10 protein-coding genes and 1 pseudogene are annotated in these 23633 nt (G+C 42.8%); all 11 read left to right on the forward strand.

Annotation, left to right across the window (positions count from 1 at the left end):
* Positions 1-2415: 2415 nt before the first annotated feature.
* The 11 genes and pseudogenes from G5B60_RS11725 to G5B60_RS03105 all read left to right on the forward strand — a co-directional run bounded on the left by G5B60_RS11725 (position 2416) and on the right by G5B60_RS03105 (position 22330).
* Positions 2416-3210, forward strand: a complete 795-nt coding sequence (locus tag G5B60_RS11725) for a glycogen/starch/alpha-glucan phosphorylase (RefSeq protein WP_164682603.1) — start codon at positions 2416-2418, stop codon at positions 3208-3210.
* A 786-nt stretch (positions 3211-3996) separates the two neighbouring features.
* Positions 3997-4185 (forward strand): glycogen/starch/alpha-glucan phosphorylase, encoded by a 189-nt coding sequence (locus G5B60_RS11730; protein WP_430523653.1) that lies wholly within the window; start codon positions 3997-3999, stop codon positions 4183-4185.
* A 1177-nt stretch (positions 4186-5362) separates the two neighbouring features.
* A complete protein-coding gene (locus G5B60_RS03060) occupies positions 5363-5659 on the forward strand; it encodes a hypothetical protein (protein ID WP_164682605.1) in 297 nt (98 codons plus the stop codon).
* A 1839-nt stretch (positions 5660-7498) separates the two neighbouring features.
* Positions 7499-8002 (forward strand): glycogen/starch/alpha-glucan phosphorylase, encoded by a 504-nt coding sequence (locus G5B60_RS03065; protein WP_346773322.1) that lies wholly within the window; start codon positions 7499-7501, stop codon positions 8000-8002.
* 5013 nt (positions 8003-13015) lie between these two features.
* Complete coding sequence (locus G5B60_RS03070) at positions 13016-13219, forward strand: hypothetical protein (protein WP_164682609.1); 204 nt, start codon at positions 13016-13018, stop codon at positions 13217-13219.
* A gap of 411 nt (positions 13220-13630) precedes the next feature.
* Positions 13631-13774 carry a hypothetical protein gene (locus G5B60_RS03075; protein WP_164682611.1) on the forward strand — a complete coding sequence of 48 codons (144 nt, stop codon included), beginning with the start codon at positions 13631-13633 and terminating at the stop codon, positions 13772-13774.
* Between the two features lie 7 nt (positions 13775-13781).
* Complete coding sequence (locus tag G5B60_RS03080; protein ID WP_164682613.1) at positions 13782-13937, forward strand: hypothetical protein; 156 nt, start codon at positions 13782-13784, stop codon at positions 13935-13937.
* A gap of 2451 nt (positions 13938-16388) precedes the next feature.
* Positions 16389-16721, forward strand: a pseudogene (locus tag G5B60_RS11735) (DUF1972 domain-containing protein); the annotation flags it as partial.
* Between the two features lie 480 nt (positions 16722-17201).
* Positions 17202-17396, forward strand: coding sequence for a hypothetical protein (locus G5B60_RS03095; RefSeq protein ID WP_164682617.1), 195 nt, complete (start codon positions 17202-17204; stop codon positions 17394-17396).
* A gap of 3102 nt (positions 17397-20498) precedes the next feature.
* Positions 20499-20744 (forward strand): hypothetical protein, encoded by a 246-nt coding sequence (locus tag G5B60_RS11315; RefSeq protein ID WP_241154473.1) that lies wholly within the window; start codon positions 20499-20501, stop codon positions 20742-20744.
* Positions 20745-21994: 1250 nt separating this feature from the next.
* The gene (locus tag G5B60_RS03105; RefSeq protein ID WP_277423801.1) at positions 21995-22330 is read left to right on the forward strand and encodes a rhamnan synthesis F family protein; all 336 of its coding nucleotides are present in this window, start codon (positions 21995-21997) and stop codon (positions 22328-22330) included.
* Positions 22331-23633 lie beyond the last annotated feature (1303 nt).

The following is a 23633-nucleotide window of genomic DNA, read 5'->3' on the forward strand; positions in this document are numbered from 1 at the left end:
GATTGACAGAACGTCTCTTGCGAACAATGACGATCTGCACAAAATGAGAGCAGATATCTATCATGTAAATACACTCTCGTTGCAAGCGCATATGCAAGGAGAAGTGACCGAATTACAAATTAGGAGACGCCGTTACATGCTGTGAGAGTTGATTGTAACGGAGACTGCTCTTGCCTCTCCGAATACAGGCTAACTTAGAAACACATGCTCTGACACGTCAGTCTTCGATGTCACCAGGGTCTGGCTTGACAGTCCGGAAAGTAATTCACGGCGTTATTCTAACCCAAAAGCACATACAATGATTCAAGATGTAGGAGAGGTCCAAAAAGATAAGAGATGTCACTTACCCCATGCAACGCTATCCTCTCCTGCTGTCACAATGTGTGCCGTTAATCAAGCGGTCACATCTGGCAATTGCCATTTTGAGGAACCCTCACATGTAGAAAACAGCATGAACTTCGCCTAGATCACGACTGGGGCTGGGGCTAGCATTTCACAAGAAACTGGCGACAAAGAATACCTGATGGCGCGTGTAGCCTCTGTTATTGGGCCTGCAGAGGCTCGTGGTGTCATTGCCAAAGGGTAAGCAGTAATTGAGGATATTATGATCTGACAATCTTGTTTGTAGCAGCGCAAAGAGCATGAAAAGCCCAGAAAGAAGCATTAGGTGTTGTGCTTGACGCTTTGCCAAAGTCACGGGACACAAAGGGTCTGGAGGTGACCGCACTTGGGCCTGTTTAGAATATGACTGACTTACAGTGGCGAGGCGCAATCGTGGAACATGTTTATTAATCAACATATGTGGTTGGGCCTCACCAGTTTGCTGGAATGTTGTGTAAGTACAGGGAGAATCTCACAATCCAAAAAACTGACAATGTTAATGTTAACTAGAAAGGACTTGCTTATGGTGAATCGGTCGATGATCACCTCTTAGCTTAGCTACACTCAATCGGGCTAGAAGTGATGGTAAAAAGCAAGTTTAAAACAGAACATGTGGAGCTGTATGAATAACAGACAGCGATGATCTCCTGCCTTCACAAGGAGCAGTAACACGGGCTTAACGTTTAAAGTCCTGTCAAAGCTGGTCTGTCCAATCATAATACCGTCTTTAATGTGCAGAGCCACTCATGCATGCTAGGGACTTTGAGCCGCGGTGGCTATCACCTCTACGCACAAGGGTCGGGTCGCTGGTACTATTGTATCCACAGAATTAAGTTTGGTAACTCATACGTTGACAGTGTACCCACCGCTTCCCCGCCTTAAGAGAGCGCAATCAGAATACCAGAGTTTCCTGAACGCTTAGACCCAGTCTGGCGCATGGCGTCATGCAGGCTCCCATGCATCACCAGTGGACTGCACACCGGTCCCTACAATTTTAAAATTGACAAGCTTACCGGTCCACCCTAGAATACGTCTAATTTGCTTAGTAAGTCACCGGACAAGGCTGTGCCGCAAGCGCGTGCTGGGGCTACAGTGTTGTATGATCATGCGTTGACTGGGTTGGTGTACCGTCAGTCGGACCCAAAAGGTGCTCTGCTTGTCGCACATCAAGTGGAGCAGCATAAAAACCTGGTCTGTCCGATTTCGCCTCTTGGGCCAGGCTACTCTAATTTTGAGCATAATTTTTCATGGCTTGCGCACCATGAACCAGACAACATGAGAGCCAATATCATAGTTCAATTGACCCAGAATTAGGATCTCGACGTTGCCAGTCATCATGTTTCGCTGAAGAGGTTCATTGAGCCTTGAGGCTTATCGCACAAGATGACGATCCGCACTCCTGCCAATCCGATGGTGAATGAAGGCCGCGTTCATAGAGCTACCGTCAATTTTTTCTATCGCCACGCAAGAACGTGTACAGGCTGTGGCTTCCCAGAATTATAAAGCAGCGGACTGACAAAGACCATTTCACAAGCATTTGCGCTCCTCTATCACCACAATGAAGATTAGTAACAATTCCAATTACAAGAAATGTAACCAGAATTAAGATGGGTTATGTCGTCTGAACCCTACCAGGCTTGCTACCAACAGCGCATCTAATAGAGTGGACAACAGCGCAACCTGCCCTCGGAGTGCTGGTTCTCAGCGTAACTGTAACCAGATTACAGAAGAAGAGATAGGCAAATGCGTCTGATTACAGAACAATTTATTCCTCACAATCAGGACAAACTACCTGAGGAGTAGGATCTCAAAAGCAGCGAAGTAATGCCTCGAGTCATGTTCATTGCACTAGTAAATACGGGTCGAGAATATTACACGCCCTTTTGGCTCGAGTGTAGATCATAATTAAAGAAATTACAACACAAGATTGCAAATGTTAACTGGATGGAATTTTTCGAGGGGACCATCCTAAAGATCAATTTTTTTTAATTAGGAATATTACACGCGGTCCAACGAATAGTTCCTCAATTGAACTTGGATAAAGATACCACCAAGGCGACTGACCACGATAGGGCTCTTCCTGATGGGGGCTTAGGAAGCTCAATCGGGTTCATTATGGATACAATAGTAACTATTGACGATCCAGGCTGTGGCGATGGGGGTCGCTATCGCACTGTTCGCTTACAACAGGGCGCTGACCATGGGTACTCAAGGAAGTTTCCGGCTCGGTGGCTTGACCCTACATGCAGAGTATGGGAAACGAAAAAATACCAAGATATTGTCTACGCACAGGTCTACGGTGCCGTTCAAAATACAGGCGACGATGCATGCAGCTTCCCCCCTGTTGACAAAGAGGCGCACAACTTGAGCAGTGTCCCTCAGAATGTCCTTCGAATCGGAAAAGAGACTGATTCCGCACATAAGCCATGCCTAGGGACTATTTCACTTTCCGAAATCGAAGTGCCGCGCTATCCCGCGATAGTTGAGAGCCGACGCATCGTGGACCACCCCGGAGTAGCGGATCCCGACGATTCATACTCTAATGTGCGTGTGCCGCGCTTAAGTCAAGGCCACTTAATCATCAGTCCAGGCTGGCAAATCACACTTGGCTCTTACTTAAAGATGAACTTGCCATTTGAGGATATTTACCCAAAAGTAACGGGAGACCACCACGACAGTCCTAATCCGGTAACGCGTGCTGTGTATAAAAGGTTCCTCTACCATGAGTTTGGGCTAATTGACGAAAAGGCTGGGCATGCAGTGGTTAATACCAAGAGCAACAGAAACCGCAGAATATTGCTTAAAGCGCTGGCCAAAGGGGATGCATGACGCTTACAGTACGCACATGAACGAGTATATCCGATTTCGCCAGTGAATCACTCCAACTATCATGCGCATCATGGGGCCAAGAATCTCGCCTCAAATGTGCTTGGAGAGGTTCGAGTCGTTCAGGACAATCCGATTCACATGAAGAATTTAACTAGTCTTGACGGACACTCCGCACAGGGCCTTCCTAATCTCCAGACTGACCTAAAGAGAATCGAAACAATGTATGATGTAGATCGGCTCCTCCAACGAGCATTTACAACTAGAACCCATCGTAGCGTGTAAATACGGGGGACACAGATTGCCCATGAGGAGGTGTACAATCACTGCGACCAGCGGATTGATAAAAAGGGGCCTACAGATAATCATAACCGTAGTAAGCGCAAGTTCATTGCGGATAAAGTGCCAGGCCAGGCTGTCGTAGATCGGGCACAGGCGAACTCTAAAGCTAATCTTGCCAGGTAAATCTTAAAGACCACGGGCCTTCACGTCACGCGAGATCCGATAGTAGAAGTCCAGGTGTTGTGTCTACACGCATATACGCCTCAACTTCACAAAGTCCTTCATGTCACAATACTGGATGGGGATAAACAGGACAATCTTAAAAAGGTCTGGATCTCCCGTGTCTAGACTTTTGGAGTAAATATCGGGCCAGGCTAACATTTTGTTAAGTTCCTCACCAAGGGTACTCATGCATGAATCAATTTTACACATAAGGACCAAACGTTTGGGGGCCAATTCATAGCGTTCATGTAAGCAAAATAACATGGCTGATGGGCTGTACTCATTATACCAGCAGCTAATGTCTCATTACAACTCTCGCTGGTCTATCAAGAACCCTCTGGTACTTTCACCAGGACGATAATTCTGACCGGAGCCATGTCGCCTAACACAATAGACGCCTCAAATACCGTCATTATGGACGAAGTGCGAGTCGACAATATTGTCATCTGTGGCGTGGACAAGGACGATGTTTAAGTGCCTTACCCAAAGGAGCACTAGTCTTCTCGTGGTATTTACGAGAATAACCCCAAACTCATACTAGTGCTTGGAATTGCTGACCACGGCGCGATCCCAAATATCCAATCCGAAGATATGCAAATCTATCGAACCCTCATAACCCATAAGGACCAGGTTAACCTCCTGCAAGAAGTAGAAGCATATGTGAAGGGTCAAGGCACAATTGATAAATGCTACCGAAATCGCTAACACAGGATGTAGTTGAGTCTGGACCACATTGCCAAGCCAGACAAATGTACTTCCGACGATAGAATAGAGGCGAATCCACGTGTGAATTGACAACTTGGAGCATAGGCCACCAACGAATAAGAGTTCCGCTTGATGCTTACAGTAACTGGAAACCCCACTAGTCTAATCTTTAAAGAGCAAAGAGGCTAAGAATGGCGATAGTATGCATGTGCTGACCAAAAACAATAGACATAAAAAATAGGTTGCTCGAAACTCAAGATGCCACATATAGCGTCAGGAGATCACCACTAGGGCAATACTTGCGTCCAGTGTCCTAATGCATATCATAGCTTGACAAAACCCATTTGGTGTGGGTACTGACCCGAAATCTCCCTATGATGCTGACGATAGTATAGAGAAACAAGTCCAAATGCACGGGCAAATGTTGCCATTGACAACGACCAGCGATGATCCCTTCACTTAAAAATCTTTAAGGGCCATTGCATGACACACGCAAGTAATTAACGTTCCTTTGAGAGTAGGAGCGGGTGTTCTGTTGTAGGCTGTCGATCCGACAGTTGATTTTGGAACTGACCCATTACAACTGGATTACGAGCGCATCTCAACAGCTAGCCAGCGAATCCTGGCAAACGGAGTAACAACCAACCTCCCAGAAGAATACAAAAAATTACGCTAATTCCAAAGCGAAAAAAGAATAAGCTGGTTAGCTGATCACGCTGTGTACATGAAATTCAAGGAACAATAGGGCAAGAAACCACTCACCGAGTGGAACGATGTCAAACCCATGTTGTGTGACCCATCAACGTTTGCAAGTTACCGAAAGCACTGCGAAGACAAGATACAATATAACCAAGTGCTTAAATACCAAAAAGATCACCAGTCCTGTCAACACCAAAAATAAGAGAGGACCCAACCTGTCAAAGTTAAAGTTAACGTATCAATTTATATGGCTGAGGCCAGTGACCAAGTGGCGACCGTATCTCACTGCTTACAGCTCGATGCAAACTCCAATCCAACAGCGATTGCAGGTGTGCGTGCTGTTGTGTATATGTATGACCGCACACTAGGGAAAAATACAATTTACAAAAGAAGTGACCACAGAATGGCGATCGATCCTTGGGGGGTTGAGCGTATGAAGGCAGGTGTGACCATGCACGATGTGTTTCGCTTAAACCACATCAAAGGTGCCTCTGAGCACGGGCAAATCCGGGGCCATTACGAGATAGGATCCGCCGGTTCATGAAAATCAAGTTCAAGATATGTCATGTTTTACGGGGTTATAAAAGACTGCGGAGAGTTGACAATTATCGCAGAAAACCGTGGCTACACCGTTGAAAGAATATTACAAATCCTTGACGGCACCTTCATTTCAAGGATGTAGTTTATAGAGTGTGGCTTCAAAGATACCGACGGCACTAGTGTGCATTTACCATTTTTCTCAACAGAAAACAGCGTTGACCACGCTGGTACGCATGTCTATCGGCTCACCAAACGTCGGTTTTACAGAGCCACCACAGAACAACAACCCTATGCAGAAAACTACGTATGTCGCTGGTCAGTTGAGCGAATCGTGCAAACTACGCTAAGGACACTCCTCTCACATGTAAGTAACATTGCCATCAATTGTATGCGTCATGCACGTGACAAACCATCAAGTTGTCGGGTGCAAACGCCAGAATCGCCTAGATGCAGTGGGCAAGGGACCATCCTTGCAGAAGATCTGAAACCAGAACGTTACGACCAAAACAAGGAAATCACCACTGTAAATCATCGTGGACGAGAATAGGAGCATAACATGACAACTTATAGGATCGATCTAGCTGAAAAGGGCCATCAAGTAGCGCAAATGACAAACGAAGAATTCTACGCCACTGCGTTGTACTACGACACAGTACTAGCCAGTCCAAAAGGCAAAAACAAAGCAATACTTCAAGTGTTCTAGTTAGCTGATGAATTTTTCCTGCGGAAAGTCTTGTCTAATAAACTTAAAAAGCCTAGCACTTACACAGTTGACCAAAAAGTACTCTAGGCTGCGGGCAAATCTATCGCAGAAATTGCAACTATTTCATCCGAACCATCAATACCTGAAGGGGGTCGGCGACGTATATCTACCTGTATCATAGACCCTATGAAAATTCTTCCTGCCAAACGTCAAAGCGGTGGCTTCGAATAACACGGCGGAATATTCCACATAGGGGTCTGCCGTCAAGTGCCAGGAATATTAGTGTACAGCGGAATTGGAGCAGACCCTTGACTAGTGAGAGGTGATATTAGTTACGATATGTCCTTTCAGGACTTCACATAGAAATTTAATCTTGATCGTAGGAATGTCCTTGACTACCATTAAGACACTCAAGACTACCAAAAGCCCAAAGATATAGACGCTATAGATACTGTTCGTATCCAAGACGCTATCATAGTTCACGTCATGGCAATCAGGCAAGACTTGACCCCCTTCATGTAAGTACCAGACCCTGACCAGAACGGTGAGTTGCACCGCATCTCACACCAGTACTTCATGGCCGCAAATGCGCCGTAATCTCTCACTGACGAAGCGCTGGCCCGGGGCTCCACACTACCTGACCTTGCAGACCATGCCTATGTATTAACTCATGCCACGCACTCCACCATGCTCACTCCTGACCTACTTGGCTTATTTCAACGAGCACATAACATTGACGTTCCCGGAATATTTAGCTAAGGAGGCAATAAGGGTGGCTACACAAACCACGCGATCCTAGCTGAAGTCATGGCCAAAGGGCCGGGTCATTACCAAAAGCACGTCGTTCCACTGCTTGTTTCTAGCATAGAAATACTAGACAAATGCAACCGCAGCAGAATCAGAGGTCCAGCAGTTCAAACCACTGACGAAGATGATCGAGTACACATGAAACACATGAATATCCACTTCACAACAACTGCCAAACGGGGAGTAGGACTTCACACAGAATTCTAGAAATACTATGAATTGAACCCATTCTTCGATACGGATCCACGAGCATTCAACAACAAAACAAACGCTATCATAGTACTTCGTTGACTAGCATTTGGAAACCGAGTCGGCGCTGATCACTTCATAGAGTTGATTGTGTATGGTGTTCTAGAAGATGCCTCTCAGCTGGCCAAAGTCCTTGATCACGCCGACGATAATGCAGATCATCCTAAACTTGCGGCAATCAGACACAATAACAACCTTACGCTAACCCGGCACTTCATAGAAAACAAAGGCGCTGGGCCTGACGAATACTGGATCAAAGATACCCCAATCAGACGCTTCCCCCCGAATAAACGACACCAAATGAACCTGCTTACCGACATACACAGAATCGTGGCAATCAGACGTCCTGACCAACCAATACTTCAACACCCCGAGACTTTTGGTCCTGATATCGGGCCTGCAAACATTATCGCACCAGATTACATACACCGTCTTCTATGTCTGCTTAAGCTTAAAAAGGCAGACTCCGAAATTCATCCAGTTAGCTACCTACACGTGGCTGAAAACTACGCCGACACTGGTGCTGACCACATTATACCTGCCATTGACGTGCTTAAACAAATTTATCTTGCTTATCAAGAGGGCTAAGGTACTCCTGACAGGACGATAATTCTAAACAGAGCATTCACACTCCGCCCAGTCCTGGATCTCCCCGTTAATATAGTTGAGTTGACTGATAAAAAAAATATCTAGTCATGTGGCGAAGACCCTGATATCACACTTGGTCCCTACGCCGTCGAAGATTACGCTTCTCAGGACCTCTATCAAGATCACGAAGCTAACAAGGAACCTATTTCAATTAAAGTCAGTGACCGAGTCCTGCCTATCGGAGATGTAGGACGCCAAAAGCTTCATTTGTATGAGCTTAAAAAGGCTCATGGGATAATTCCGTTCCTTGACCTTAAAGACTACATTGCATACAAGGAGATAGGGGTTGCAGACCATGAAGATCAAGACAGCTGGTACCAAAAAGGTATCCACAATATTGCAAGAATATGATGCTTCTCATAAGAGAGCCGGATGGAACAGTACAACGAAGACACATGGGCCAGCCGCGAAGACAAGAAAAAGGCGATCACCTGTTCGCTTATTTTGGTCCTGTACTAGAATGGCGAGATAGTAGAATATAAATTTTTGCCAAATGAATAAATAAAGAATAGAATAGACACATAAAACAAGATAACTCAAGGCAAGGAGAATAAGATTATCGAATAGTAACAGCTTGTAGCTGGTGGGTTGCAAAATATTTCAGCCGCGCCCTCAGTCGCTGGGGGATAATCGTCGTTCAGTTCCGAGGACAACTCAAAACAAGAAATTGCAACTAAGCGTTCTGTTACAGAAAAAATCAACAATGAGCTTGCGCTAGTTCAGGTCAAGGCACGTGCCAAACGCAAGGACACTGGTGTCAGAGCAGATATAGATATTGCCAAGGCTAACGGAAAGCACTGCGGCTCGAAGGACACAATTGCTTCTAACATGTTTGTCTATCTGCCTAACAGTGTGCAATCTCCTGATATAGATATTGCTATCGCAGGTAACTCAAAAATCAAAGAACGACACAAAGCACATGAATTATAAAATAGTTACTAAGTGTCTGCCAAACGGATCTTGGGGTAAAAGCCTGACATAGATAAATAAACAAAAAGGCGCTCACTTCAAGACAAGATAGGGGCAGTTCAAAAACCTGTCCTAATAGTGTCTGCCGCAGAAGAACCACTAAAACCTGCCAAGGTGCAGACACTCACTCAAAACAGTGAAAGTCTCAGCCACTGCAATTACGTTCAAGTATACGGGGTTGGTCTGGCAAGGCCAATCCGGAAACGCGATGTTAATAAGAACCGTCATCAAACGATTGCAGAAAAACTGACCAACACGTCAGATCATAAAGACCCTTACACTAGTGCCGTATCAAAACCTGCCACAGTCATGCAAGATAAAACACATAAAAGTCTCAAACCACTAAAACACCCTGGCCAGGAAGAGCAATACGACACAGTACCCTACCAACCGTCTAGTCATCCCTACTAGAACCGGCCTGGGGCGGTTGATCTTGGGTATAAAGAGAGTCGAAGCAACTATCACAAACTAGGGGTGATACCGTATGCCTCAAAGTACTCTCCCATCAAAAACTAGGTGACCACAGCAAATGTTGAATCACTCTAATGCAAAAAGTGCCTAAAAACAGCGAGAAAAGTCTCCAACGAATCCACAGAGTAGGGGTTGCAGACCTTGACTGGCCAGCCTGTGTTAAGTCCTGCGTCATCAGGGAAACTTTGAGTGTCGAAGCAGTTAATCAGAGTATCGCAAAACTCTGACCCATGTAGTTAGGAAAGGTTCTAGATGCGTTGATAAACGCGGACGAAGATGGAGACAAGATATTACAGGCTATGCCCTGTTATATTCTTGTGTAGGACAATCTGTGTAACATTTATCAAGTGCGCTTCAAAGAATGTAGAGAGTTTCCGCATATCAAGCGAATGCAAATGGATCACATTATCAATCTAACCATTCAAGACACCTGCTTATTCCCATCGGCTTAAAGGGTTGTGGCCAAAGTCAGAGCCAGTCGGCGCACCAAGTGAATGTGTATGTTTTTGCCACTGGGTACTCATCGATACTGGATAAAGTTCCAAAGAACACTGGTGCGAGGGGCAAGATACCAGCCTTCATTGCCACAGAGGCCAAGTGGACAATTAAACCGAAAGCAAAACACCATGATCCCTCCCATTCCTTAAGTTTTGAAAGAGTTCCCGGAATATTCTTGTGTGTTTGCAACCTACAGTTGCATATGAGCAATGAGAAAAGCCAAAAACTTTTGAATAATGCAGTTGAAAGAAACCATGAAATGCAAGTATACGATAAACGCGAGGGAAATGCATGTTCCCGTCATATCATCGATACAAAGAAAAGTTAAGACAGCTAAGAAGAAAAGGCTGCTGCCATTAGTGACAAAAACAGTGTTCAGTGCTTTTTGACTAGGGGGGTAATTAGTGAAGAGGGGAAAAGGCAGTATAGCTAGACAGCAGTATAGCGTGATATGTTGGGGTAGATCAAAAGTGACAAGTTCATTTAAGAAGGCAACCTGCAAGACCTTTCCTCAATACGCTCTCAGACACCAAGTAATTAGGTGAAGAACCCCATCCGCGCTCTGGATTGTCGTACCAAGGCAAAGAGGCTTCAAACAGACTGCAAAGAAACCACATGAAATACTGACAGACAAAAAGTTTAGGGACCACATAAAGTGCGGCGCACAGCCTGGGGATATGATGAGCCAGTCTGATATTGTTCTGACAGCCGCACATAAAATACCAAAGATATTAGGCTTGTGGGTTAAATACCAGTGAACTTCATTTAGAAATACAATAAAACAAGCACAGTTGTCGAGTAGAGTGAATCCCACTAGCCTCAGAGGAGGAGCTAGTAGATTGCCCGAGGCAAGCAGTTACAGGTCTATTATAAAGATCCGAGGAGCCTGTTATACCAGTTGATATCAAAGCTTAAGCAAGGGTGAGCCCAAACGAAGACGACATAATTTCGTATGTCGATTCGATTAGTCTAGGCGATCGCGAGGGACAAATGGATGTCTAAAAACTGAACATTTTGTTATTACCGGACACAAACCAGCCTGTTTCCGATAGTATAGAAATAATATTGCCTTAGTCTATTGCCAAAAGAAACGGATAAAGGTAACCTAGTACGTGGACATCATTGTCACAATATCTTCTAGATGTGAAAACTATGACCAAAAGGGTTGGACGAATGCATGAATAAGGTGATGATCCACTTCGTCGTTTGTTGTGTTTATTTACGAATGAAGGTACTCGTCAAGGCCCACTTCAACGTGAAAGTAATGAAATACCTCATGTAAAACTTCAACGTAAAACACGAATATCTCGCAAACTTCAACACTTCTAATGAAATCACAAACCTCGGGTCTCCCTAGTTGATACTATCTAACAATGAATAAGAATGGTTAGAGCTAACTGGAATCTTTAAGGGGGTGTCTAGTCTTTGAGTGTGAAGAGGCCACTAATTGCAGTGTGCTACTCGTCTTCAGGAAGTTCAAGTGGCTCATCCGCAGCCCCTTCATTGATACATAGTGACATAACGTAATTAGCAGCGTTAACGTTGAAAGAAACAGTGCTTACAACGATGTCGAAGTTATAAACTACGCTAATGCAGCTACCGAAAGCAGCACAATTCCCAGCAAGGACAGCAATCTTTTCAACACCCGCAGCCCTAAAGGCAGGGGTCAAGGGAAGAGGGTGTATGATCACAAAGACGAGTCACGTGATAATAGCATTGAAGGCAGCCTTCAAACTAAAAGCAACATCAAGATCGTGGATAGTGCCTCTAAATTAAAAGCCTTACAGTACTTACATAATAAGAATCTCCTTCATGAGTCTAGTGACACTCCGAGTCTATTCAGTAGAAGGTACAGAATTCAAGTTATTAGGCTCATAAAGTCCCATTAAACTGCTCTGAATTAGTACCCGGCACGACTTACACAATGGTTAGAAAGCACGATTAGGAAACTTCAACCTAAAATACGGGGAGTTGAAAGATGTGAGGGCTCGGGCAAGCAGTCGGGAAACTACAGCTGATATTAATAATATTGTCAATATCGCGGATATCATTGTGTAGGTGGTTAGCCTGACCCGCTCGGGGAATAACTACCAAGGTCTGTGTTATATTCAAAAGGACAAACCATCATTTGTGAATGTTATTTCGGACAAGCAGTTGATCCACTGGTGAGGGTGTGGCCAGTATGGGGATGTTTTTCAGTTTTTAGAGGCCTACATGCAGAGCAGTTTCATGGACAGTGAAGGGGGTGTGGCTGTGCGTCCAGGGCTAAAACTTGATCCACTCAAGTAGGAGACAGAAAAAAAAGTTATCGCCTATCACATTCATTATGACTTCAATAGTGTGCCAGCGCAAAGTAATAATTCTATGGTGATGACCACTAAAGAGGGTCAATATGATACGGATAATTTGGAAGCTAAGACGCTTGATGTCGAGGTGCAGACGCTCTGAAATATCGGATGAGCGCAAAACCCATCTCATATTCTCTAAAGAGCTGTTAGGGAAAAAATCGCCTAACATGAGGAACCTCTTGCGCAGTATGGGTGCTTACATAGGAATGATGAATCCAGTCGGCTCTTCGATGCCCTAAAAAATACGAACCTGTATCTTTTGCCAGATGACCAGGAAAGGGTGCTTGCTTTAAGTGAAAGGACAGCGAGGCATCAAGATCAAGTGCCAATTCAAGTTATATACAAAGATACCCCACCAAACCTCACTTCACATAAACCTTACAGAGTCTATTCTGTCGACAATGATAAGAATGGGGACCACAAACCGCAAGTGCTTTAAAGGATAGTAGGCTATACGGATATCATTGCAGCTTAAAAATCTCCTGTAGAAATGACCCGCGCTAATACGGGGACGGCGCTGAAACTTAAGCAAGTGTGACATTTCAGGCAGTGTTCTAAGAAGGTGATACAGACATAAGATGGAGACAAGTTCGGTGTTGAAGGGAAAGTTAAGTTTCCAGAGGTATTCGGGTCTTTGTCTGCTGATCAGGTTAGGATACCTAACCAGATGGAAACAGAACAGTTTTTAGGACACAACTCAAAAGAAGCGCTCAAGTTACTTCTCGTGCCAGGACGTATGACTGCCACTGAAAGTAATATAAAGCATTTCAAGCCAGTCAATAGTGTAAATCTCGGCGCTAATATAGTCGATGTGGACAAACGCGCACAGCTGATTGCACCAGACCAATCCATCAAGGACCACAATAACTAGATCCACAACCTGCCTATGCTTTGTTCGGATGTTCCCTACTTCACAGTCGTGCCGATATTTAACAACGAGCGCTTCCTCAGCCGCAGCAATCGGCAAAGGACCCATCAGTACACGCAACATCAGGTACTGTCTCCGCCGGGTACGAAGAGTTTAAAGGCTGTTATGAATGAAGACATAAAGCAATATAATATCCTCTAACAAAACGATAATTTACTCCGAGAGTATCGCAATCGCTGGGATGTTATCATTGATACGCCGGACCTTGAGGCTCGGTATATGCTTTGTTGGCTGAAGAATCAGATCACTAGGGGTGATTGCGCTGAGAGTCATCCTGCTGACCTGCAGAGGTATTAAAGTCAGCTAGAGCACTGCTGGACAGAACAGGTGGGCTAAGGTCAGATGGAGGGGAATGTGCGTATGCGTGTGCAAGTCCTAACCGAGAGCAATATCCAAAATCACACTGAACAGATATGTCAGGCAAGCCATCAAGTGTATGTTGACGCTGGGCTAGAAGTGCGGCATCAATTGCTTGCTCAAAAGAAAAACGTGGAATGAGGAAACTATGAAAGAATCACAAGAAAGTCCTACCTCTTACCTACAATATGAATCAATTAATCGAGACAATAAGAATGAAGGTACTCCCCTGCAAGATGAGGCCACGGCAAGGCCAGTCCTAGAATTTATCATGCCTGCTGAATTAACTGATGACTTCCTATAGCGTTTGCCAGATGGTCCTGTAGCTATCATAGTCAAAGTAGGCCATCCTAATAGATAGGAACGGATTCAAGCACCACAGCCCGAGGAGTTGCCAGATGAGAAGTTTCACGGAAACAACTCAGCACAGGTTTAGGAGTCCGAACGGGTGTACCTTAAAGACATCAGTGTAGTGAGCCTCTAAATCAACGAAGCAACACAAGAACTTGCGCCAGCCGCGGCTGCGGGCAATATGCCGATAAATCACCGCTTCGCTGAAGTGAACTTGCGTTTGGTCCTTAATACCTCTAAACGCGATGTGGCACGTGGAATGCAGTAACTTGAACTTAAAGTTGAAGGTACTAGGGAAATTTTGAAAATATTCGAAAAGGTTCCCTACTCACAAGGCTTATCATTTTCAACCTATGCGACATGGGGGTAAGGGGAGGCTATTACACGTACTAGTGCTGAATTATCTCGCACAATTCGGATACCAGTACACATGATGGAAACTATCAAGGCGCTAGTGAATTCATACCGCAAGCTTATTCAATAGCTAGGGCGTCATCCAGCACAAGTGCCAAATGAATCACGTATGGTCTGGGCACAAGTCAAGTGTCGTGAAAGTAAACAAGTCGCACCAGAACCAGTGTCGCCTGAAACTCCCATTGGACCAGCAGTTGACCATCATCTTGTGTATATAATATTGGACGAGATCATTGCAAGTCCTGCTGACTGCTCTACACGTAGGATCTTACGCCACTAGCGCAAAGAAGTGCGGCAAACAATCCCTCAACATGCAACACACGTTGAGCGCTTTCGCGAGGGACTTCCCGGTCCTGATATGCGTACACTAGCAACTATCGGCAACCTCTCTTACCTTACCCCTGTGCGTATTCCTCAGGAAGAGCCCAAGGCGTTTCGCCAAATGAGCCACAGGCGCCGCAGCAAACAACTCAAATATATAATGGAGGCCTAAGTACGCTTCTAGATGTGAAACATGGCTGAACTAGATACAGAAGAAGAGATCGCAAAGAGCAAGGACCGTAACCTAGAAGTGCGACAGATGGTTATTGCCTCTCACTGTGGAATTGGTAATTTCAATCTTGTCTTGTGCTATCAGTAAGGCTGTTATGATGTGTAGACAGACCTTGATATGTCGCGCACAACGATGGTATGTTTTTTGACGGATCTATTGCCCGAATTAACTCACGATGTTATGCGTGACATTTCCGAAGTGCCAAATGTTCTAGTTTATCTCGTTTGAGCACAAGCTTGTGCGATGGAAAAGATGAGACTCTACCCCCACAATGAGCTAGGTAACAGACAAAAAAACACAGAAATGCAAAAGTACCATTGATACGCGATCATAAACCTAGTTGACGAATTTGAAGGAGACACAGATGACTTTAAGTCCTGGTGCAAATGGTCTGAGGGACATTGAGTTGCGCGATTTTCACGATGAGAGCAAAGAAGACTAGGCGGCTGCGGATATCGCAGAAATGGTCTGAATAAACGCAGAAATGGTGGTCTAAGCCTTCACACGAATAGAACCAAAACTTGTCTAACACGGTGCAGCTTAAACAATATTAGACGCTGCTGAAGACGAGAGTTAAGAACTTCCCTACACTAGCAACGTGACAGGTACTGAAACGCTCGCAAAGTCAATATCTAAGTATGTCGCAACCGTGGCTTAGTTAGCTACGGCCTAGCTTTTTGAACGTCAAAAACCCATTGTGTAGGAGTGGCAAGCGGACGACTCTCCTCATCCACACATTGAGTATGGTCGTACAGAACGGGTGCGTCAAAAATATGTAGAAATATACACTACAAAAGTAAACATTATCCGTACACTGTGGAGATTTTGGATCGACGTTCAAATCGCGCTCTCTTCTATGCGTATCGGCGCACTCATCCATGACCCGCTGTCTGAGGTTTAGGAGTAACATGATAATCCAACCTGAGCACGAACACTTGAAGACTATACGGTTTATCAAGCTGAAACGCACAATGGATTTTGGTATTAAACTTTGATAAACGCCGCTGTCGCAACTACGACATGGGACGACATTCCCCTAGAAATCTGGCAAGACACAAATCACAATGATAAACCAGTATACACTAGTCAAGTACCTGCCAATTCTCAACGTCCACTCAACAAAAGCAACAGTCTGGCAAACGGAAAAGCAGCAGGATGTGACATACGGCGCTAGAAAGATGCTCTAAAAGAAAGTAACAAGCCAGACATCAAAAAACGATAAACAAATCTCATCTATTCGAATATTTTCGAGTCAGAAAGGACACGAATCTATCATTTACAGTCACTAGCTCTTGGGATATACGGTATTAGGAATTGCTTAATTTAAGTATGGTGGAGTGGGCTGTTCACCATGTATTCAACATCCGAAGCGGTGGCTTGCCTGCAAGGTATGGTGGGGTTCCTACCTCTGTTTCAGCATTGTGAGAGCATCAAAAGAATCAAAACATATCATACCATGCGACTAGTCTCAGTCCAAAACTACATGAAACACGCGATGTGAATAAAGGAGTAGATTGCTTTAGGATGAAGTGTCGGAATCTTAGTTCAACGACAGTCATTCTCTACGACATGATGGCCATCAACTATGCTTTCACACTTGTTTATCATCCTGCGATGAAACCATCGATAGTATAGATAGTGGGCAAGACCATCAGTGCATTTATGAGCCCATTTATGAAAAAGATACATAAATGCGACGGAAAAGTCTTTGTCAGTCCTGATGGATATGTGGGGACTCGCGCCATGGGGCCACTTCCGGTGCAGGCTTAAATATCATACGGCAAGAAGTCAATGGACCACAAAGGGGTAATGCTTGTGACGGATAACCGTCGCATTGCAAACTAGATCAAAAAAACGAATCCTGGTGTGAAGATGGTCCTTACCTCTGGTGCGACGGCCCTGCCACAATCAAAGTAGTCAAAAAAGTAAGATGGGCTGGGCACTTAATACCATCAATGGGGTCACAATGACGGAAAGTCTTAAATAGTCGTTGAGCGTTGAGTCCAACGAGCGATCGACGAGCCGGACAATTTGTACTATACGACCATTAACACTAATCATCCTTTTGGTATACTTTGAAAGCATGGGCGTAATAACTACTTTCAAGTACTCCCACACAAACCAAGCTGTTAAAAGGATAATCATATTCAGTTTATCGGCAAGGCTTACGAGAGTGATGTGAATGATGATAAAAGGAAGCAAGCTTATTCTTAGATCCATGGTCTGGGGTGCGAGTGTACCAGTCCTGTGATGCTTGAGGCGTTCAGCCCGAATTATCTCGATTTTGGCCGTGGCGTAGACCTAAATCTCACGGATGCGACAGACTGCTGTCCCTACTGGTCTAAGGCTGCTGGAAATCTAGTAGATACTATTACAAAAGTAGTAAGCATTTTAGTGCCAACAACGAATGGCAAGCATATCAAAGACCTTGTTAAAGACGCTTAAATGTGGAAAAAAAGTGTAGGAGCGGACGAGGATGTGAAGTAACATAACAGTGAATATCTTCTTGTCTAACTACAACGTGTAGACCAAACGAGCGGAGTAGATTGTGAGTATTTCCAATCAGACCAACACGGCCTGGAAACTCATTATACGAGTTGACGCTTCGAAAGATGAGACCCGCTCGAACATCAAAACGAACACGCAAAAAGATGAGAGGATTTTCCTTACCAAAGAAGAGTAGACCGAGTACTACAGTGTCATCTAGGGGTTCTTCTACTTAGTTAAGTATGTAGAAGCGGAGTCTTAATAGTATAGTGAATTATAGTATGTTATGATACAGGATAATCTTGTGACTCAATATGATGCTTTGTTTCTAGTTGATAATAGCCAGCCTGTCACGGTTTATATGGTCTTGATGTGTGCGGATACAAAGTAGAATGTCCTTCATGAATACATGATGAGTACACCGTAGCATCATGCCAACAATTATCTCTACATAGTGATCCCTCATCATACAGACACAGGTGACGTTTCAGGCATTCACGCCAGCCTAGCACAGCTCTGGTCGAGTACGGATAATGTCATCATGCCCGACAGGTAAAACGCCTTGCAGTCAATATCTTTGCGACGGCTTAAATATAGGAATAAATCTCATTCATTCTACAGCCAGCATGACCAGAATGTGCTAGGTACTAGCACCTGAGCCAAGCGCATTCAAGAGGCGCACTAACTGCAAGCTTTAGTCGCAAAGTACAGGTAACTCATCGTCCCTAGTCCAAAGCAAGCTAGCCTTCAGACAGACTTTCACTGTGATGAAACGCTTACAGCAATGGTGCAAGTCCTTACCTGGATAACCGAAGCGCCATTTTGGAAACTCCAATAGTCAAACAAATCGTACAGACTAGCACATAACTGCTCCTTAACCATCATTAATAGTAGACTAGTGCTTAATACAAAATTTTGGTATAGGCCAATCTGACGAAAGTATTGACTGCAACACACCGTAGGCTCTAAAGCCAATTAGTTAAGCCCGAATTTCAATTACACTAGCAGGCAAGCGGTATAGGGCATTTATCGAATATAGGACTACCTCTGATGCTTTTTATCACACTAGATTTTGGATGTGAACGTAACTTGGGCTGTTATGATGTGACAATTCATTCTCCCATTGGTGTTCTAATTTGGATTGGTACTTGTGCTTTCATTGCCGAAGCGCCAAATATGGGGATCTTGTCTATTGGTGCGAGCGGAGATTTATGACGAATGTCGAAAGTATCAAAGGACAGTATAGTCATATCGCCTCAGGTTGAAGCAACATTTGATTCTCCTAGGACCATGCTTGTAGTTTTTAGATTTTCAGTAGTTAATGGTGTTCCTCTTACCGAATGATGGTTAGCGGTAATTTCGATAGTAATTGCACGCTTATTATTTTCTGCTGGAAACGCCTTCTTTCCTTTACCGCTTTTTGAAAGATTTAGCAATATAAGTTCTAGCTCGCAAGCGGTTATGCCGATTGGAATGTATGCGACTTCTAGTAAATATTCATTGCCATTTATTTTTCAAAGCCGTCCAAAGACTGGTGTGAAGGTTATGATGTTTGATTTTTTGACTATCATTAGTCAAGGCTTACGACATTAGATTGTACGTTAAGGTAGTATGTGCGATTGGGTAATGCTTGGTACTAGGGGGTAAGCGATGTGACAATATCTCCTTCCTAATAGTATATTTATGATTTGGTATTAAACGTTACGGAAGAGCACTACAAAAGTTGCGGAGATAGTATACTAGGCCAGACAAAAAAAATTCAATAAAGTTTGCACACCTCAGCAAAGCTTATATACACCCCATTGAGTCCTAACAAAGTTGACGTACAACTTTAGTTAACTAATAGAAAGGATTTGAAGGGTATACATCATACCAAGCGGTAAAAGATATTTCATTCAACCTTCAAAAAGTGTATATTTTTGGAAGTGAATGACGAATTGGGTCAGGTAAAACAATGAAAATCAGAATCATTAATATCATCGATGTTCTTAAAAAGGGGCCAGTAAATGTAAATGTTCAAAAGGTAACTTTCATTGCACGTGGCGTAGCATAAAATTCCGAACTAACCGCACGTGAAAAGTTTTATATGAACGTGTCCAAGCTTGGATAAACAACAGAAGAAGGGAATAGACTAGATGATGTTCTTGTGAAATTTTCAGAGTTAGGAGGATTTACGAAACAAAAGTATCAAGAGGTCTCCTCTGGTATGCAGGTACGAAACGCTTAATATGGTGTGATGAAGGCTCAAGGGTATGTAGTGCTTTTGCAAGAAGTCTCAGCAGTAGGGCAAGAAGCATTGCAACTTCAATGTAATGCTTAATACCTAGAGGGCAAACCGAGCGGCAAGACTACTAATAGACTTACCCATGACCTGCGTCTATTTAAAAAACGTTGAAATCAAACTAGAATGCTTGAGGATGGGTATATCAAAACTCAAGTGTAGCCCGAAGACCTGCCTAATCCAGTTAGCGATGTGACTCCTAATACAGAAATCAATGACGATGGTAACACTGTAGAAATATTAGTTATTTCGACCATAGAAGGGAACTCACTTGCTTCTGGATAAACTGCACAAGTTAAATCAATTGCGTTGACTGTGACTTATTAGGTTCTCGTAGATTTAGCAACCTAGGCAGCATTTTCGCTTACAGATATTGACCGTAAGATTTTGATTTATAACTACAATAATACGGCATACCATTCAACTGGAAAAGGGTATACAAATTCTACGTAGGCTGTTTTATTACAGAATGTAACCAATCTAAAAGGACTACTGGGGTGCTCTAAAGGAGACAAAAATGTTCAAAAGAACGCTTATCCTAACTTAAGTAATCCAAATGTTAGGCTGTTTAATCGTAATGACTTTGAACTAGGTGATAAATAAGGTAGAGTAAGGTCTACAGGTGTTAATCAAAGAAATGTTACTTAGTCATCGAAATGATGTATGCTTTAGTTAGTATTGTAGTAACTTGTTTCAAGCATGGATAAACTGTAAAAGATTGGGGTGAGAGTACGTTAAAGCAAACCTAGAAAAAATTTCACTGATTGGTGTTTAATGATGTGACATTAGACGATTCTCATCCTGTTAGGACAACTACGCAAAGGTTCCGTTATATTCATCATACTGACTGTTTTTATCACGATCATAAATGTGGTGGTCTGACCAGTCATATTGCTTTAGAGCATGTTAAAGCAGATCACTGTGAAGTAGGGAATAGTGATGTTCATTTCAAAAATGTTTACGTTAATTTATTAGTAGAAACTGCTGAAAAATCAAAAGCAGTTAATTTTTATTCTCCACTCTAGGAATTGCATTCTCGTGCGAGTGAAGTATCTAGTAAAGCGGACGATAAACAAGAAAGTTTTATTGGTACTTTCATGCAAGCTTCAAGCGGACTAGGAACCTCAGCGCTTGGTCATATTAAAGTTGATGAGATGTCGAAACGTGAAAAATTAGAGCCCTACAACTTCTATCGAAATTGTGAGACAAGCAAGGATTTGAAAGTAGTTCTGTGAAAAGAAACTGGATTAAAGTAGAGTATGTACTTTGAGTCAAGGACTGCCCATCAAAATCTAAAGTCATATTACAGAACGGGTGCAAACGTAATTTGGTCATATCAGACACGATTCCGGAATACTGTAAAAAAAGCATTCGCTTAACATTTAGAACGCTAACCTACTATAGATATTGAACACTCTAGTAAAGACGCAAAAAATTCGATTTATGTTTCTGAGACTGAGGCATTTGCCGACGTTACGGCTTAACAGAAACAAATCCGAGTTCAAGGTAAAAGGGTCATCCTTGTCGTAAAAGGGAAGAAAGATAACAGAAAAAGACCAACTAAGATTCCAAGCGGCTAGGAATTAGTAGGGTTGAAATCGTAGGACTAGCGGCCTGAGTAAGTTCCAAGAATGTCAATTGGGTTAACTGATGAAAAATTTGTAGTTTTTGAGGATGTGAATCCTTTCTGTGCTTAACAATAAACACTTTCAGAAGGTGATAAGCTAGCGTTCACTGATAAACACTAGACTAGCGATGACCTTGGTGTGAAAGTTTACGTTGGAAAATTGCTTGACCAGCAAAAAATTAACCTCTGGTAAACTGTAATACCTTATGAGATGAATCACACACAACTTGCCAGTGCACGTAAACAAAATACACCGGCATTCGATCCCTTAAGTAAGGAGTACGACTCTGAATTATCTAACTAGTGGTCTACGACTAACTTAATATGGTGGATCATACTAACTAAAAGTAGTACTTTCTATAGGGGCAAACAAAGAAACTCTGGTTCTTAGATGTTAATTTCAAGAAAATTAACAATATTAGTAAGCAAGTCTAGTAAAAACTAAAACCTAGGCACAGTCGCTTATCGAAAGTAAACTTTATTTCAAATAGTCATCTTGATGAGCGTCAAATTGATAAATTACGACAAAGTCAAGTACTTTATGCTTTTATACAACGTGAAAAATTTTGATACGATAATTCACCATGGCATGACTGGATTGATATTCATGGTGTTGACTACTGAAAAGCAAAAGATTGACTGCCTCGGCTGACTGATACTTGCTTTAGTCTACTTTGGTATATTGATCTTGTCGATGTGACGTACGAAACAGATGAAAAAGCGGACTTTTGGGGAATGACAAAGCTTACAGCGCTTTATGCGGGGAATAAGTATATTGATGAACATAAACAATCATATTTACTGTCTTTTAAGAAAAGTGTTGAAATTTCTGAAGTTTTTCCAAAGTTTTGGAAGTCTGCTGAAGCATGTAAAGATGTGCACAATGTAATTGCGAATACTGAAACTAAAATTACTAATCATGTAGGGAATGCTCCTTATCGCGATGCTTCTGTATTGAATACAGACTCAATTGAAGTTAATTAGTACAATTCTAATTAGCCGAGTCATTAGATTCATGTGCATTTAGTTAATCATGTTCTTTTTATAAAAACAATAACTTTTGCTTTGACACAACACTTTGAACCTTATTTGTAGAAAGAAAGGGTCAAAGTCTGGAATACTTCAACGAAAGTACTTTTAGTTCCTAGGCCAGTTAATAGCCTTCCTACACAACCTTATTTGTAAGTTCCTGCAATCCTTAAGGTAGTAGAAAAAGACTAGTCAAATCCTCAAAAATCAGCAGTTCATCTTCTTCATTTTTACGATGATTTGTAAGTGGAATTAGTGAAACAATTTGAGAATTTCCATTTAGACTAGGATGTGAAGTAGACAACAGATACCGAAGCTCAAAAATCAGACCTTGAGTCCTTCTGTGCGAAAAATGTTCAAAAATCTCGATGCTTTCAAACCGCAAATACGGGGCGCGGTAATATTCCAATGTTAAAATAGAAAGAAGAAAGATCTTCTTCTGTTTACGTCGGTCTGATAACCATCAAACAAACTCTTAAACTTCTGTATTTGGTAGGGTATTCTTGTCGTCCAAAGCTGTAAAAAAGTTTGCTTCAACCAGAAGTTAATATTCTTTCCAATTTAGAAAAGAATGATTATCTTGGGTTAGTGCTTGCCGACGTTACTGCTTTCATTCCTTACACTAAAAGTTTTGCTTCATGCCATGAAAAATTGAATTCACACTGGATTCATGAACTCAGGCAAACAAAGCACCTTAACTGAGACCTTGACTGTAAACAAGTTAGTCCATTTATTATGCGTTAAGGTAAAATTATTTGGTTTCAAAAATAGGCGTTTCCACCGTTATCGAATCTCAGTTTGGGGTATGATGTGATTCCAAAGGAACCGTTAGGACAGACTCCGAGTTTCCATTCGCTTTAAAGAAAGTATTTTTATCTTGCTTGGAAAGAAGTATATTATTATGGGATGTGTCAAACTAAACTGTAAATGACACAAATTATTGACCAGGTTGGGGTGAACATTAGACCTCATCCTGTTCCAATTCATTACAACATTTTTGCGAATTTTTGATGGATGAAAGGGTCACGGCAATACTTGTTTACAGGTTCAAGGAGAGCTATCAAGTACGTTAAAAGACGTAAAAGAAGAAAGATTCGAAAGGCTGACTACTAGAAAAAGACTGCAACATATTTACAATGTTTACCTGGTTTATATTCCGTATCTAGTTTCTATCGTCCTCAACGGAATAAACTGTTCTACGACACAGCAATTTGTATCTAGTAACATTGTGATGCTTGAATTATCGATTATCTTTTCT

Source organism: Streptococcus hyointestinalis (assembly GCF_011039275.1).
Classification (GTDB): Bacteria; Bacillota; Bacilli; order Lactobacillales; family Streptococcaceae; genus Streptococcus; species Streptococcus hyointestinalis_A.

Coding starts and splice junctions, on each gene's coding strand:
- G5B60_RS03060 (WP_164682605.1), top strand. CDS start 5,363: ATGGCTGAGGCCAGTGACCAAGTGGCGACCGTATCTCACTGCTTACAG.
- G5B60_RS03080 (WP_164682613.1), top strand. CDS start 13,782: ATGAAAGAATCACAAGAAAGTCCTACCTCTTACCTACAATATGAATCA.
- G5B60_RS03070 (WP_164682609.1), top strand. CDS start 13,016: ATGGAAACAGAACAGTTTTTAGGACACAACTCAAAAGAAGCGCTCAAG.
- G5B60_RS03095 (WP_164682617.1), top strand. CDS start 17,202: ATGCTTGAGGCGTTCAGCCCGAATTATCTCGATTTTGGCCGTGGCGTA.